Here is a 15,348-nt window from a genome sequence, read left to right as displayed (position 1 = left end):
CTCGCAACCACCTCGACCCGAACCCATCCGGAGGATTCATGTTCACCGTTCCCACCATCGACATCTCGCCCTACCTCGACCCGGAGAGCTCGGCCGCGGCCCGCGACGGCGTGGCGCGCGCCCTCGACGACGCCTGCAGCGCAGTCGGTTTCGTCCAGATCGTCGGTCACGGCATCGCACCGGCCGTCATCGATGCCCTGACCGCGGCGCTCGACGAGTTCTACGCGCTGCCCCTCGAGGTGAAGAAGCAATACGCCCGCCCGGGGCAGAATCGTGGCTACAGCCCGCCGAAAAGTGAGTCGCTGAGCATGAGTCTGGGTGTGGCCGCGGCGAATCAGATGAACGACTTCTACGAGGCGTTCACCGTCGGCTCGGAGGGTTCCTGGTTCCCGGGCCTCGACCTGCCGGCGTCCAGCTACCCGACGAACACGTGGCCGGACGCGGCGCCGGGATTCCGCCCGGCCGTCGAATCCTGGTTCGACGCGGCGCGGGGCCTCTCACGAGTTCTGCTCACCGCCTTCACCGATGCGCTCGGTCTGCCGCCCGGGTACTTCGACGGGATGACCGATCACTCCATCGACGCGCTGAAGCTCAACAACTACACCCTCCCCGAAGGCGAGATCGAACTCGCCGGGGAGCTGACCGGGATGGGTGCGCACACCGACTTCGGCATCCTCACCGTGCTCTGGGCCGACCAGGTGCCCGGGCTCCAGGTGCTCGATCACGAGGGGCGGTGGCACGACGTGGCACCCGCCGACGGCGCGCTGCTGGTCAACCTCGGCGACGCCATGGCGCGGTGGACGAACGACCGGTGGCGATCGACTGTCCACCGCGTCGACCCGCCCGTCGTCGACGGCCGGATCCTGCGTCGTCGATCGGCAGCGTTCTTCTTCGACGGCAACGCCGATGCCGTCATCGAGACGCTGCCCGGGTGCGCGCGTACCGACCACCCGGGATATCCGCCGATCACCGTCGCCGAGAACATCGATGCGAAGCTCGCCGGGATGAAGAGCGGAATCGCACCCGTCGGCGCCGAGCGCGAGGCGCAGCGCGTGATGGCCGCGGGATGAGGTCGGGGCATCGGCCTTCTACGCTGGGACGATCATGACGGGAAACGGAGACGACGGCGCGCTGCTCATGCAGTCGGTCCTGCGCCGGATACGCGACGAGATCTTCGACGGCACGCTCGAACCCGGTGCGTCGCTCTCGGTTCCCGGTCTGGCCGCCCGACTGGACGTGTCCCGCAGCCCGGTGCGCGAGGCGGTCCAACAACTCGTCATGGACGGGCTGGCGGTCTACACGCCTCGTGTCGGTGCGAAGGTGGCTGTCCTCGACGACGAGATGCTGCGGCACGTCTTCGAGGTCCGCGAGGTCCTCGACGGACTCGCCGCGCGCCAGGCCACCATCCGGGTGACCCGTGCCGAGCTGACCGGGCTCTGGGATCGGGTTCGTGAGCAGGAACGTCTGCTGGAGACCGAGCCCGATCACCGACGCGACGCCGAACTCGATCTCGACTTCCACACCGCGGTCCGGTCGCTGTCGGGAAACGCCCCGCTGTGCGACGCACTGCTGAAGCTCGACACCCAGTCACATCTCTACCGATCCGACATGTGGTCGCACGAGGACAACCGTCGGCACGCCGTGACCGAGCACCGCCGGATAGTCGCGGCACTGGAGGTCGGTGACGCCGACGAAGCGGACCGGGCCGCGCGCGCCCACGCCGCCGGCGTGCTCGTCCGGCTGCTCCGTACCTGATCCGGTGCGCGATCGCCGTGACCCCGGCCACCGGACTTTCGCTCACGCTGATTTGATCTGGTCAGGCGGTGCGGCGGCGGGAGAGAGCGCATCCGCCGCCCCGGGTGGGCCCCGGCAGGGGAATCGTCTGCGCCATCATGGGTGAATGGTCTCTTCACCCGATGCCGCGCGCCGCGACAACGTGATCCTGGTGCACTGGCACGATCTCGGTCGCCATCTGCGGTGTTACGGCGCCGACGGCGTCGAGAGTCCCGTGCTCGACGACCTCGCCGCGTCCGGTATCCGGTTCGCCGACGCGCACGCGACGGCGCCCCTCTGCTCGCCCGCCCGCGGTTCCCTGTTCACCGGGCGCTATCCGCACGGCAACGGTCTCGTCGGCCTCGCACACCACGGCTTCGAGTACTTCCCGGACGTGCAGACCCTCCCGGCGCTCCTCGGCGGCGCCGGGTATCGATCGGCGCTCTTCGGGATGCAGCACGAGAGCGCCGACCCGGGCCGGCTCGGCTTCGACTCGGTGGACGTGTCGGATTCGCGATGCGACTACGTGGTCGACCGCTCCCAGGACTGGTTGCGGCGTCATGCCCACGACGATCGGCCGTTCTTCCTGACCGCGGGCTTCTTCGAGACGCATCGGCCCTACCCGGTCGACGAGTACAAGCCGGCGGACACCAGCACGATCGCGGTGCCCGGATTCCTGCCGGACACCGACGACGTGCGCGACGATCTGGCGGGTCTGCACGGCTCGATCACGAAGGCCGACTCGGCCGTGGGCCGGCTCCTCGACACCGTCGCCGAACTCGGTCTCGACGACTCCACCTGGATCGTGTTCGTCACCGATCACGGTCTGGCGTTCCCACGGGCGAAATCGACGCTGTACGCAGAGGGCACCGGGATCGCATTGATCATGCGCCCGCCGTCGCGGCTGGGGATCACGCCGACGGTCTACGACGATCTGTTCTCGGGGGTCGATCTCACGCCGACGCTGCTCGACCTGGTGGGCGTCGACATCCCGGACACGGTCGACGGTGACTCGCACGCCCCCGCGCTGGTGGGAACCGAATCCACGGCCGTTCGCACCGAGGTGTTCACCGAGAAGACCTACCATGATGCCTTCGACCCGATCCGGGCCGTGCGCACCAAGGACTTCAGCTACATCGAGAACTACGCGGCGCGGCCGGCGTTGTTGCTCCCGCTCGACATCGCCGACAGTTTGTCGGCGCGGTCGCTGGATCGGCAAGAGGTGCAACAGGATCGGTCGCGGGTCGAGCTCTACGACCTGCGTTCCGATCCGCATGAGCGCAACAACCTCGCCGACGACCCGTCGTATGCGCATGTCCGGGACGAGCTCGCGCGGGCGTTGGCCGATTGGCGCGAGCGCACCCATGACGACTTGCCCGATGAAGCGGCCGGCACGGCGACGGCGGAGGCCTTCATGGACGCATTCCACGCCAAGGCGGCGCAGGTCGAGGCCGAGGAGGAGGCATTGCCGTCCCGGCGTCCGCTGGGTGCCCGTCGCGAGTTGGCGGGGGACATCACATCGGGCGAGCGCTGAGGGGCGTCGGCACGAAAGCGTCATCTCGGACACGCGATCTCACGACACCCACAGCGCGGTCTCGGTGTCAATGGTTTCGACCCGGCTGCGCGTAAAAGGCCAGCTTGCGGTGCTTTTCCCGCTCGCTAGACTCGTCTTTCATGTCAGCGAAGTCCTCGTCGGGACCGGCAAATTATCTGGTGTGTGCCAGCCAGCGCAGCGGCAGCACGCTGCTGGTGGAGTCGCTCGCCGCGACCGGCGTCGCGGGTCGTCCGGAGGAGTTCTTCCAGTACTTCTCGGATTCCTCGGCGGCTCCGCAGCCGCGTGAATGGTTCGCCGGTGTCAGCGATCCCACCATCCTCGAGCTCCTGGAGCCACTCGATCCCGGGGTGGTGGACACCCGCGATTCGGCCACCTGGCGCTCGGACGTGCGGGCGGCGGGTCGCACGCCGAACGGGGTGTGGGGCGGCAAGCTCATGTGGAACCAGACTCCGCTGCTGATCTCGCGCAGCCGGGTCGCGTCGGGTTCGTTGCGCGGCGCCGTCCGCTGGCTGTTCGACGGAGCCGATCCGCTCTACGTGCACGTCCATCGAGAAGATGTTGTGCCGCAAGCGGTGTCGATGTGGCGCGCGGTGCAGACCCGCGTGTGGCGGCACGACGGCTCGGACACCGACGAGCACGACGAGGCGGTGTATCACGCCGGCGGTATCGCCCATCTCGCCGGCATCTTGAGCGACCAGGAACGACAGTGGCGCAACTGGTTCGCCGCCGAGGGGATCGAACCGCTCGAGATCGGGTTCCGGGACCTGGTCACCGATCCCACGAAGGCGACCGCACTGGTGCTGGAGAAGATCGGGCAGGACCCGGAGCTGGCGCCGCCGCCACCGCTGAAGCCACAGTCCAATTCGCGGTCCAAGGAGTGGGCCCGACGCTATCGAGAAGACGCCGAACGAAACGGATACCCACTGTGACCGCTGTAGACGAGACCTCGCTCGACCGGGCGACCGGCGACCGGGCCCGGCCCGGGGACGCCGACGACTTCGACCATGTGACCGCCATCCGGGTGTTGGAGGCCGAGGCGGTGCACATCATCCGCGAGGTGGTGGCGGAACTGGAGCGGCCGGTGCTGCTGTTCTCCGGCGGCAAGGACTCCATCGTCCTGCTCCGGTTGGCCGAGAAGGCATTTCGGCCCGCGCCCCTGCCCTTCCCGATCATGCACGTCGACACCGGCCACAATTTCGACGAGGTGATCGAATTCCGTGACCGACGGGTCGCGCCGACCGCCGAGAATCCCGAGGGCATCGAACTCATCGTGGCCTCGGTCCAGGAGTCCATCGACTCCGGACGAGTCGCCGAGTCCACCGACCCGTCGGGTTCGCGGAACCGCCTGCAGACCCGCACCCTGCTCGATGCGCTGGAGGAGGGCGGATTCGACGCCGCGTTCGGCGGCGCCCGCCGCGACGAGGAGCGTGCCCGCGCCAAGGAGCGCATCTTCAGCTTCCGCGACGAGTTCGGGCAATGGGATCCCCGCGCCCAACGACCCGAACCGTGGTCGCTGTACAACGGGCGGATCCGTCGTGGGGAGTCGGTGCGTGTGTTCCCGCTCTCGAACTGGACCGAGACCGACATCTGGCGCTACATCGAGCTCGAGGGCCTCGAGCTGCCCTCCATCTATTTCGCCGCCGAGCGGGAGGTCTTCGACCGGGACGGCATCCTGCTCTCGGTCTCGGAGTACTCACGGCCCCGCGACGGTGAAGAGGTACGGACCGAGTGGGTGCGCTACCGCACCGTCGGTGACCTGACCATCACCGGGGCGGTGCGCTCGCGGGCCACCACGATCGCCGAGATCATCGCCGAGATCAGCGAATCCACCGTCTCCGAACGCGGGGAGACCCGCGCCGACGACCGCACGTCCAGCGCCGCCATGGAAGACCGCAAGCGCGAAGGATACTTCTGATGACTCTCACCTCGCCACAGCCGGTCGTCCCCGCCGGTGACGAAACAAGCACGTCCGCAAGGCAATTCCTCCGGATCGCGACCGCGGGCAGTGTCGACGACGGCAAGTCCACGCTCATCGGCCGGATTCTGCACGACACCGGCAGTCTGCCGACCGATCATCTCGCCGCGGTCACCGACGGCGACGGTGATGTCGACCTGGCCGCCCTCTCCGACGGCTTGCGCGCCGAACGCGAACAGGGCATCACGATCGATGTCGCCTATCGCTTCTTCTCCACGCCCACACGGAGTTACGTCCTCGCCGACACCCCCGGACACGAGCGGTACACCCGCAACATGTTCACCGGGGCGTCGAACGCGCACGTGGCGATCCTGCTCGTCGACGCCCGGCACGGCCTGCTGCGGCAGACCCGACGCCACGCCCGGATCGCAACTCTCGTGGGCGTGCCGCACGTGATCGCGGCGGTCAACAAGATCGACCTCGTCGATTACTCCGAGCACCGTTTCGACGAGATCCGGGCCGACCTCGCCGAACTCGCGGTGCAACTCGGGATCGGGGAGATCTCGGCGATCCCGGTGGCCGCCAAGCACGGGGACAACGTCGTGCACCGCTCGTCGAACACCCCGTGGTACTCCGGGACAACGCTGTTGGAGTACCTCGAGGACGTCGAGCTCCACGCGCCCGCGCCGGTGACCGAGGAACTGCGCCTTCCGATCCAGTGGGTGTCGCGTCCCAGCGAGTCGAACCGGCGTACCTACACCGGCCGGCTCGCCTCCGGAACACTGCGCGTCGGTGACGAGATCGTCGTGCTGCCGTCGGGAAGCCGGTCGACCGTCACGGCGCTCGATACCCTCGATCCCACGAGAGACGTTGCGGTGGCGCCTCTCTCGGTGGGAATCCAGGTCGCCGACGACATCGACATCGGTCGCGGCGACGTCATCGTGAGCGGTGCGGACGGAGCGCATGTACCGGTCCTGGCCCGCGAGATCGATGCGCACGTGTGCTGGTTGTCGAACTCGCCGCTGCGGGCCGGTGACCGCGTCGCCCTCAAGCACGGCCCGTCGACGGTCCGCGCCACCGTCCAGTCCCTCGAGCGGCGCCTCGACCCGGACACCCTCATCGAGCACGTCGCCCCCGGTGAGCTCGTGCTCAACGACATCGGCACCGTCACGCTGCGGACGTCGTCGGTGGTGCCGGCCGACCCCTATGCGAGCAACCGCGACACCGGCGCGTTCATCCTCATCGACGAGGCCTCGAACGACACGGTCGGCGCGGGGACGATCCTCGAGCCGCGCGAGGTCATCCCGGGTAAGGCGACGCGCAACGACATCAAATGGCATCCGAGTTCGCTGGCGCGTGCGGAACGATGGGCGCACACCCAGCAGCGCGGAGCGACGGTGTGGCTCACCGGTCTACCGGCGTCGGGCAAGTCCACCGTCGCCGTCGCGCTCGAGCGGGCCGTCGTCAGCCGCGGGCGCGTCGCCTACCTCCTCGACGGCGACAACATCCGGCACGGGATCTCCGACGACCTCGGCTTCTCCGCCGGTGACCGCGCGGAGAACATCCGCCGTGTCGGCCACGTGGCCCGACTCTTCGCCGACGCCGGGGTCATCGCGATCGCGTCGATGGTCTCGCCGCTGCGTTCCGACCGGGAGATCGCGCGTGAACTGCACCGCGCCGCCGACCTCGACTTCATCGAGGTCCACGTCTCCACGCCGGTCACCGAATGCGAACGCCGTGACCCCAAGGGCCTCTACGAACGCGCGCGTCGCGGCGAACTCCGCGGGCTGACCGGCATCGATGCGCCCTACGAGAGTCCGGAGAGCCCCGATCTGCGATTCGACACCACCGGCGCGGACATCGACCGGCTGGCGTCGCTCATCCTCGGTGCGCTGATGGATCGCGGCATCATGGCGGGGTGAGTTGCTGTCATCCCCCGGGACCCGCGCACGGCGGCCCGGGTGCGCCGTTCCCGCCGGCCGAGCACGCCGGTGGCGGTCCCGGAGTGCACCCGATCGAGACGGTGGACATCCCGGCCGGGGGCTTCGCCATGGGCGACGCCTTCGACGAGGGGTACCGCACCGACGGTGAGCGACCGGTGCACGACGTCGAGCTCGGTGCGTACTCGATCGACGCGACGACGGTGACCAACGCCGCGTTCGCCACGTTCGTCGCGGCGACCGGACACCAGACCGATGCCGAGCGCTTCGGTGGTTCCGCGGTGTTCTACACCTACGCCACCGCGCCGGGCGAACCCGTGCCGGGAACGCCGTGGTGGCTCGCCGTCGAAGGTGCGTCGTGGCGCCACCCGGCGGGTCCCGGCAGCCGGGTCGACGATCTGGCCGACCACCCCGTCGTCCACGTCAGCCACCGCGACGCGCAGGCCTATTGCGTTTGGGCCGGACGTGTCCTGCCCACCGAAGCGCAGTGGGAGAACGCGGCGCGGGGTGGGTTGCGCGGGGCCCGATACCCCTGGGGGAATGAACCACCCACCGCAGAAGCGCCCCGCTGCAACATCTTTCGCGGCGAGTTCCCGGATGCGCCGACCGCCCGGGTCGGTACCGTGCCCGTGCGGGACTTCGAGCCCAACGGCTTCGGCCTGTACCAGTGCGCCGGCAACGTCTGGGAGTGGTGCGCCGACATCTTCGGCGCGCGGTACTACCGCGTCTCCGAACGCATCGATCCGGGCGGGCCGGGGCGGGGCCGCGCTCGCGTCCTGAGGGGCGGCAGCCATCTCTGCCACGACTCGTACTGTCATCGCTACCGGGTCGCCGCGCGATCTCACAACACGCCGGAGTCGACGGCGAGCAACATCGGGTTCCGGACCGTCGGTCCCGCGGCCGGCTGACATCCATCCGGCCGACAACCCGTCCACACGTCGCTGGGAACCGAACTCCGCCGTGGTCAGTTGGATCAGCAGACTGTGTGTCGATTTCCGGGAGACCCGATCGGCTGTGCGATCGTGGTTCCCCTCGGGCGGTGTCCGCCCGAAAGTCGTCGGACCGGAGAGGGGAGTAGGGCAGGAATGCGTGTGGAGGGCCGGGATGCGGCGCGTCGGGAGTCGAGGCGGCCGAACCCGTGGAGGAACGGCCTCATGGCCTCGGCCGTGGCGGTCGCGTCGTCGGTGCTGCTGGCCGGCTGCATCGACCTGCCGTCGCTGACCAGGCCGGACATCCCGGAGGGCATCCCGCCGGGGGCGGGCGTGCCCCAGCCCTACATCGACATCAACGCACCCGGGCGTACCGCGGACAGGATGCACGACTGGGCCGTGCCCATCGCGGAGTCCACCGGTATCCCGGTCGTCTCGCTCCAGGCCTACGGCAACGCCGCCGAGATCCAGCGCCAGCAACACCCCGAGTGCGGACTGAACTGGACCACGCTGGCGGGGATCGCCGGCGTCGAGAGCAAACACGGCCACTACCGCGGCTCCGACGTGGCCGACAACGGCGACGTCAACCCGCCCATCCGGGGCGTCAAACTCGACGGCACCCGCGGCAACATGGAGATCCTCGACACCGACGGCGGCGCACTCGACGGCGACGCCACCCACGATCGAGCGATGGGGCCGTTCCAGTTCATCCCGGAGACGTGGAAGCGCTACGGCGTCGACGCCAACGGTGACGGCGTCCCCGACCCCGACAACATCGACGACGCCGCCCTCTCGGCGGCCCGCTATCTGTGTGTCTCCGCCGGCAACGACATGACGACGCCGGAAGGGTGGGAGAAGGCCGTCCGGACCTACAACAACTCGATGGCCTACGTCCTCGACGTGCGCGATCACGCCAACGCCTACTCGATCAACGTCCGCTTCTGAACCCTGCCGGGAAGGCCTTCTGCGCTTGCGTCGACCTTGTCACGTGCGGCTTCGGCGCAGCCACTAGGCTCTTGCCTATCGGCCGGCACCAGACCCGGCCGTCGTCGGCGTAGGCGGCCCCGTCGGAGGACACATCTCCTGGGATCACGCCGACGAACTCGTCCACCGAGATTGGGGTGCAACCGTGGCAATCATCGAGCAGGTAGGTGCGCGTGAGATTCTCGATTCGCGGGGCAACCCGACGGTCGAGGTCGAGGTCGTCCTGGATGACGGCACCTTCACCCGGGCCGCCGTGCCGTCCGGGGCGTCGACCGGCGAACACGAGGCCGTCGAACTGCGCGACGGTGGCGACCGGTACCTGGGCAAGGGCGTCACCAAGGCCGTCGAGGGTGTCCTCGGGGAACTGGCCCCGGCCGTGATCGGGATCGAGGCCGAGGAACAGCGCCTCGTCGACCAGGCACTGCTCGACTGCGACGGCACCCCCGACAAGAGCCGTATCGGCGCCAACGCGCTGCTCGGTGTCTCGCTCGCGGTCGCCAAGGGCGCGGCCGAATCGGCCGGGCTGCCGCTGTTCCGTTACATCGGCGGACCCAACGCCCACATCCTGCCGGTGCCGATGATGAACATCATCAACGGTGGCGAGCACGCCGACAACGGCATCGACTTCCAGGAATTCATGATCGCCCCGGTCGGCGCGCCGACCTTCAAGGAGGCGCTGCGGTGCGGTGCCGAGGTCTACCACGCCCTCAAGGGCGTCCTGAGCAAGCAGGGCATGAGCACCGCACTCGGCGACGAGGGTGGCTTCGCCCCCGACCTGCCCAACACCGAGGCGGCCATCGCGGTCATCGGTGAGGCGGTCGGCAAGGCCGGCTACAACTTCGGCCGCGACGTCGTCATCGCGCTCGACGCCGCAGCGACCGAGTTCTTCTCGAACGGTGCCTACAAGCTCGAGGGCAAGGAACTCGGCGCCGACGAGATGGTGTCGTTCTACGAGAAGCTCATCAGCGACTTCCCGATCGTCTCGATCGAGGACGGTCTGTCCGAGGACGACTGGGACGGCTGGGCCAAGCTGACCGAGTCGATCGGCGACCGGGTGCAGCTCGTCGGTGACGACCTGTTCGTCACCAACCCCGAGCGTCTCGAGGAGGGGATCTCCAAGGGCATCGCCAACGCGCTGCTCGTGAAGGTGAACCAGATCGGCACCCTGACCGAGACCCTCGACGCCGTCGCACTCGCGCACAACAACGGCTACAAGACGATGATGAGTCATCGGTCCGGTGAGACCGAGGACACCACCATCGCCGACCTCGCCGTCGCCTGCAGCTGTGGACAGATCAAGACCGGCGCTCCGGCCCGCTCCGAGCGCGTCGCCAAGTACAACCAGCTGCTGCGGATCGAGGAAGGACTCGGCGACGCGGCACGGTACGCGGGCGACCTCGCCTTCCCGCGTTTCTCGTTTGGTTCGTGATTAGCTGTCTGCATGGCTTCGCAGCGACGTCACCGCGGTGACGGGCGTCAGCGTGGGCGCGATCGTCGGGTAGACGCGCGCTCACGCGAACGCGCCCGTCGCACGCGGCGGCACGCTCGTCCTGCGTCGTCGGCGGCGCCCGAGGAAGCGGTCGAGGCGGCCGGGCACGAGGTTCCCGCCGATCTCGACGCACCGGTCGCCGACGACACCTCGGATTCCGGGGTCCGTCGGGTGGCGCCGGAGCGCGTGCCTCGAACCCGCCGACGTCCGGCCCGCGCCGGCATCGGCGCCCGCCTGCGTGGTGTCGAGATGACCCCGGCCGGCCTTGCGACGCTCGTCATCACCGTCGTGGTGGTGTGCGTGGTGGCACTGACGCTCGCGATGCCGCTGCGGACGTACTTCAGTCAGCGTTCGGAATTCCGTCAGCTGACCGCGTCGAACGAGCAGCTGCAACGCGAGGTCGCGGACTATCAGCAGAAGGTCAACGAGCAGAACGATCCCGCCTACATCGAGGCCCAGGCGCGGACGCGCCTGCAGTTCGTCAAACCAGGAGAGATCCCGCTCGTGATGTTGTTCCCCGCCGACGAGGCACGGCGCGAGGCCGCCGAACGTGCCGAAGAGCGCGCCCGCGCACCGTGGTACGGAAATCTCTGGGACACGCTGTCGACCCCTCCCGGCGTGCAGTGAGCTCCTCCTCCGGCCACGGTGTCTCCGCGGAGGATCTCGCCACGGTGGCCGCCCAGCTCGGACGCGAACCGCGCGGGGTCCTCGAGATCAGCTACCGCACACCTGACGGGAAGCCCGCGGTCGTCAAGACCGCGCCCCGGCTGCCCGACGGCACACCGTTCCCGACGTTGTACTACCTGACCGATCCGCGTCTGACCGCCGAGGCGAGCCGCCAGGAGTCGGCCGGTGTCATGAAGGGCATGACCGCGCGCCTGCACGACGACGCCGAACTCGCCGCGGCGTACCGCCGTGCGCACGAGGACTATCTCGCCGAACGCGACGCGATCGAACCCCTCGGCACCGATTTCACCGGTGGCGGTATGCCGGACCGGGTGAAGTGCCTGCACGTCCTGATCGCGCACTCCCTGGCCAAGGGCCCCGGGCTCAATCCTCTCGGTGACGAGGCGGTGGCGCTCGCGGCCGCGAACGGGTTGCGCGGCAGCGCGATTCCGGAGGACTGGCCCGAGCCGTCGGATACGGGGACCGACGAGTGACCGTCGTCGGAGCCGTGGACTGCGGCACCAACTCGATCCGCCTGCTCGTGGCGAAGCCGGGCCCGGACGGGCGACTCGTCGATCTCCATCGTGAGATGCGTGTGGTCCGACTGGGTTACGGCGTCGACGCGACCGGGATGTTCGCCGCGGAATCGATCGAGCGGACGCGGGTCGCCCTCAGCGACTATGTCGACACGATGGAAGCGCTCGGCGTCGAGAGAGTGCGGATGGTCGCCACCTCCGCGACCCGCGACGCGTCGAATCGCGACGAGTTCTTCGCCATGACCGCCGATCTGCTCGGGTGCGTGTCCGCAGGCGCGATCGCCGAGGTCATCACCGGCGACGAGGAGGCGCGGCTGTCGTTCCGCGGGGCAGTCGGCGAATTGGATGCGGCGGATGGGCCTTTCGTGGTCACCGACCTCGGCGGCGGTTCGACAGAAGTCGTCCTGGGCGATGCGGACGGTGTGACCGCGGCGTACTCGGCCGACATCGGGTGTGTTCGGCTGACCGAGCGTGCTCTGCCGTCCGACCCGCCCACGCCGGCGGAGCTGGCCGCGGCGACCGAATTCGCACGCGCACGTCTCGCCGAGGCGTTCGCCGCGGTGCCGGTTCAGTCCGCTCGCACCTGGGTGGGCGTCGCCGGCACGATGACGACGCTCGCCGCGCTCGGTGCCGGCCTCCCCGAGTACGACTCGGACGCGATCCATCTGTCGACGATCTCGCTGCCCGAACTCGACCGGGTCTGCCGGAACCTGATCGGTATGACACGCGCCGACCGCGCGGCGCTCGGACCGATGCACCCCGGGCGCGTCGACGTCATCGGCGGCGGATCACTGATCACCCTCGAGCTCGCGAGAGTGCTGTCGGAAAGTGCCGGTATCGACGAACTAGTCGTGAGCGAACACGACATCCTCGACGGGATCGCGTTGGGAATACTCGACTGAGCAATGCTCGATCCAGTTACCATGCGTCGCATGGCATACAACCTGCGTTGCCCCTGCGGTGAGTCCATCACGGCCCTCGAAGCCGACTTCGTGCCGTCGGTCCAGGCCCACCTCGCCGCCGAACATCCCGGCCGCGACTACAGCGAGACCGAGATCATGATGATGGCCATGACCGTTCCCGACCGTTCGGTGAAGTCCGACGGCTGAGCGGCGTCGGATCAGACGGCAGCCGGATCGCGCAGCGAGATGTTGTTGCACGCCTCGCAGACCGACTCGGGGATGACACCGCGGCGCTGCAGGAATCCGAAGATCGTGCAGCCCAGGCAGAAGCCGAAGACGGCCTCGAGCGTAGCGGCGGCGATCAGCACGCCCGTGGCGATTTGGGCGGCGAGCCCGTAGCCGAGCAGGCTGAGCACGAAGGCGGTCCCGCTGACGACGAGGCCGATGGTCTGGGCGAACCGCTTGGGCGGCCCAGGGACCAGCTTCTCCTTGCGGATGATCTTCGGCACGAGGAAGCGCACCGAGAGTTGCCCGAAAGGCGACAGGGTCGGTCCCGATGCCACACGCAGCGCGAACCCCAGGGCGAGGATGCCATAGAGCACGGGCGTGTTCACCGACACCGCGATGATCGCGAGGACGACGACCAACCCGGCGGTACTGCGCGCGGCGTAGTCGTTGACCGGGTTCGGGAACGTGAGGACAGAGCGCACCGACATCGGGCAACAACCTCCGGAGAGCGGGGACAATCGCCGACCAAGGTACGTGCGACGGCCCCATCGGGCAACGATTGCGCCCAGGGTGAATCGATCGGTGCCGGTCAGGACCCTGCGGTCGGGTCCATTCGCGGCTCGGACGCGGCGATGTCCCGCGGGTCGTCGACGTCCGGTTCGTCCTTGTCGGTCTCGCCGCCGTCGGAGGCGAGTTCCGCCTCGCGGGAGACCTCGCCCTCTTGGTCGATACCGGTCTGCTCACCGACGTCGATGCGGTCTGGCAGTTCGTCCATGTCCACTCCGGTCACCTCTCTGGCCTGTTCGGATTCGGCGTACGGGGCCGAGGTGTCCACCTCGGACGATGCGTCCGCGAACTCGGCGTCGATGATGCCGCTCGCGTCGTATCGCGGGTGGGCGTCGGCTTTGGCCTTGCGGGCCGCCTCGCGCATCTCGAACCCGTCGGTCACGATCTCACCGATCTCGCGGGTCACGCCCGCGACGGCTCCGGTGATGATGGTCGCTATCCGGCCGACGTGGGTGGCCGTGGACTCGATCAATTCCTGGAACAGATCCTTGTTGCGTTCGATGCTGTCGACCATCGCTTCGGGAATCCCCCTGCAGTTGATTGCGGCTGGAGCCTGATCGGTGTGCCCAGAGCCTACCCCCGAGGCACACCGATCAAACCGGCGTCAGGCGACCGAGGCGGGCTTCTCGCGCTCGACGATGACGGTCAGATCGTTGTCGTCGCGCGTCATCCAGTTGGGCAACGACAGCTTCGCGATCTTCTTCCAGGTCGACGCGAGCTGGTGGCTCAGCGAGCCGGTGTTGTACGGCAGTCCGTAGCGTTCGCAGATCTCCCGGACCTCCGCGGACATCTCGGGGTAGCGACTGGCCGGGATGTCGGGGAAGAGGTGGTGCTCGATCTGGTGCGAGAGGTTGCCGCTCATCACATGGAACAACGGGCTGCCGGTGATGTTGGCCGAACCCAGCATCTGCCGCAGGTACCACTGGCCCCGCGTCTCGTTCTGGCATTCCTCGGACGTGAATGTCTGTGCACCGCTGGGGAAGTGGCCGCAGAAGATGATCGAGTAGGTCCACACGTTGCGCACCAGGTTGGCGGTCGCGTTACCGATGAGGGTCGGGACGAAGAGCGGGCCCGTGAGCGCGGGGAAGACGACGTAGTCCTTGAGGACCTGACGACCGGCCTTGCGCCACATGCCTTTCACCAGGCCCTTGATGTCACTCCACTTGCGCTTGCCGGCGATGACGTTCTCGGCTTCGAGGTCGTGCAGCATGACGCCCCACTCGAAGAGCAGCATGAGTGCGGTCGCGTAGCCGAGGTTGCCCAGGTAGTAGGGGTTCCACTTCTGATCGCGGTCCATTCGCAGGATGCCGTAACCGATGTCGCGGTCCTCACCCAGTATGTTGGTGAAGGTGTGGTGCAGGTAGTTGTGGCTGTGCTTCCACTGATCGGCCGGACAGACGGTGTCCCACTCGAACTCGCGGGAGTTGTAGGTGTCCTCGCGCATCCAGTCGTACTGACCGTGCATGACGTTGTGGCCGATCTCCATGTTGTCGAGGATCTTCGACACCGAGAGGGCGCCTACCGCGGCGATCCACGCGGGCGGGAAGAACCCGAGGTACATGAGTGCGCGTCCGCCGATCTCGAAACCGCGCTGGGCGCGGATCACCGAGTAGAGGTAGTCGCGGTCCTTCTGGCCCAGGTCGGCGACGATCCGGGCCCGCAGGGCGTCGAGGTCTTGCCCGAGCGCCTCGACCTGCTCGTAGGACATGACGACGGTGTTGGGATCGTCCGCGACCTTCTGGTCGGCGCCGACGCGATGCATCGCGGGCAGGTTGTCGTCGATGGTGGTCTCGACGTCACGGCTGATGTCGATGGTCATGGCATTGCCTCCTTCTCGGAGAGGAGATGTGGCTGGGAAGGGTGG

At 68.3% G+C, this 15,348-nt stretch carries 16 protein-coding genes; 13 read left to right on the top strand and 3 right to left on the bottom strand.

Annotation, left to right across the window (positions count from 1 at the left end; translation table 11 throughout):
* Nucleotides 1-38 precede the first annotated feature (38 nt).
* The 13 genes from B1818_RS05630 (at nucleotide 39) to B1818_RS24150 (ending at nucleotide 12,896) form a co-directional block, all read left to right on the top strand.
* Nucleotides 39-1,070 carry an isopenicillin N synthase family oxygenase gene (locus B1818_RS05630; protein WP_058250813.1) on the top strand — a complete coding sequence of 344 codons (1,032 nt, stop codon included), beginning with the start codon at nucleotides 39-41 and terminating at the stop codon, nucleotides 1,068-1,070.
* 34 nt (nucleotides 1,071-1,104) lie between these two features.
* The gene (locus tag B1818_RS05625) at nucleotides 1,105-1,755 is read left to right on the top strand and encodes a GntR family transcriptional regulator (protein WP_058250812.1); all 651 of its coding nucleotides are present in this window, start codon (nucleotides 1,105-1,107) and stop codon (nucleotides 1,753-1,755) included.
* A gap of 145 nt (nucleotides 1,756-1,900) precedes the next feature.
* Nucleotides 1,901-3,307 (top strand): sulfatase, encoded by a 1,407-nt coding sequence (locus B1818_RS05620; protein WP_078112124.1) that lies wholly within the window; start codon nucleotides 1,901-1,903, stop codon nucleotides 3,305-3,307.
* 140 nt (nucleotides 3,308-3,447) lie between these two features.
* Entirely contained in the window at nucleotides 3,448-4,257 is an 810-nt protein-coding gene (locus B1818_RS05615) for a Stf0 family sulfotransferase (RefSeq protein ID WP_058250810.1), read from the top strand.
* Nucleotides 4,254-5,243 carry a sulfate adenylyltransferase subunit CysD gene (gene cysD, locus B1818_RS05610; RefSeq protein ID WP_264186743.1) on the top strand — a complete coding sequence of 330 codons (990 nt, stop codon included), beginning with the start codon at nucleotides 4,254-4,256 and terminating at the stop codon, nucleotides 5,241-5,243. The genes B1818_RS05615 and cysD overlap by 4 nt, the downstream gene beginning before the upstream one ends.
* A complete protein-coding gene (gene cysC, locus B1818_RS05605; protein ID WP_078112123.1) occupies nucleotides 5,243-7,165 on the top strand; it encodes an adenylyl-sulfate kinase in 1,923 nt (640 codons plus the stop codon). Before cysD ends, cysC begins: the two co-directional genes overlap by 1 nt.
* A gap of 101 nt (nucleotides 7,166-7,266) precedes the next feature.
* Nucleotides 7,267-8,091: a formylglycine-generating enzyme family protein gene (locus B1818_RS05600; RefSeq protein WP_078112212.1), complete on the top strand. Its 825-nt coding sequence runs from the start codon at nucleotides 7,267-7,269 to the stop codon at nucleotides 8,089-8,091.
* 246 nt (nucleotides 8,092-8,337) lie between these two features.
* The gene (locus B1818_RS05595; protein ID WP_171011689.1) at nucleotides 8,338-9,057 is read left to right on the top strand and encodes a lytic transglycosylase domain-containing protein; all 720 of its coding nucleotides are present in this window, start codon (nucleotides 8,338-8,340) and stop codon (nucleotides 9,055-9,057) included.
* Between the two features lie 184 nt (nucleotides 9,058-9,241).
* Nucleotides 9,242-10,525, top strand: a complete 1,284-nt coding sequence (gene eno, locus B1818_RS05590) for a phosphopyruvate hydratase (protein WP_058250807.1) — start codon at nucleotides 9,242-9,244, stop codon at nucleotides 10,523-10,525.
* Between the two features lie 12 nt (nucleotides 10,526-10,537).
* The gene (locus tag B1818_RS05585; RefSeq protein ID WP_058250806.1) at nucleotides 10,538-11,212 is read left to right on the top strand and encodes a septum formation initiator family protein; all 675 of its coding nucleotides are present in this window, start codon (nucleotides 10,538-10,540) and stop codon (nucleotides 11,210-11,212) included.
* Nucleotides 11,209-11,745: a DUF501 domain-containing protein gene (locus B1818_RS05580; protein WP_058250805.1), complete on the top strand. Its 537-nt coding sequence runs from the start codon at nucleotides 11,209-11,211 to the stop codon at nucleotides 11,743-11,745. Before B1818_RS05585 ends, B1818_RS05580 begins: the two co-directional genes overlap by 4 nt.
* Nucleotides 11,742-12,689: a Ppx/GppA phosphatase family protein gene (locus B1818_RS05575; protein WP_078112122.1), complete on the top strand. Its 948-nt coding sequence runs from the start codon at nucleotides 11,742-11,744 to the stop codon at nucleotides 12,687-12,689. Before B1818_RS05580 ends, B1818_RS05575 begins: the two co-directional genes overlap by 4 nt.
* A 30-nt stretch (nucleotides 12,690-12,719) precedes the next feature.
* The gene (locus tag B1818_RS24150) at nucleotides 12,720-12,896 is read left to right on the top strand and encodes a hypothetical protein (RefSeq protein WP_171011688.1); all 177 of its coding nucleotides are present in this window, start codon (nucleotides 12,720-12,722) and stop codon (nucleotides 12,894-12,896) included.
* A gap of 11 nt (nucleotides 12,897-12,907) precedes the next feature.
* On the opposite strand, the gene B1818_RS05570 is transcribed toward B1818_RS24150, so the two are convergent.
* From B1818_RS05570 to B1818_RS05560, 3 genes are all read right to left on the bottom strand, one after another.
* On the bottom strand, nucleotides 12,908-13,405 hold the full coding sequence (locus tag B1818_RS05570; RefSeq protein WP_078112121.1) for a DUF4395 domain-containing protein: 498 nt from the start codon (nucleotides 13,403-13,405) through the stop codon (nucleotides 12,908-12,910).
* A gap of 101 nt (nucleotides 13,406-13,506) precedes the next feature.
* The gene (locus tag B1818_RS05565) at nucleotides 13,507-13,998 is read right to left on the bottom strand and encodes a hypothetical protein (protein ID WP_065631996.1); all 492 of its coding nucleotides are present in this window, start codon (nucleotides 13,996-13,998) and stop codon (nucleotides 13,507-13,509) included.
* A gap of 90 nt (nucleotides 13,999-14,088) precedes the next feature.
* Complete coding sequence (locus B1818_RS05560; protein WP_078112120.1) at nucleotides 14,089-15,303, bottom strand: acyl-CoA desaturase; 1,215 nt, start codon at nucleotides 15,301-15,303, stop codon at nucleotides 14,089-14,091.
* Between the last annotated feature and the right edge of the window lie 45 nt (nucleotides 15,304-15,348).

The organism is Gordonia sp. IITR100, assembly GCF_002009645.1.
Classification (GTDB): Bacteria; Actinomycetota; Actinomycetes; order Mycobacteriales; family Mycobacteriaceae; genus Gordonia; species Gordonia hongkongensis.
The sequence above is the reverse complement of the archived record's forward strand: the minus strand, read 5'-3'. Positions and strand labels throughout refer to the sequence as shown.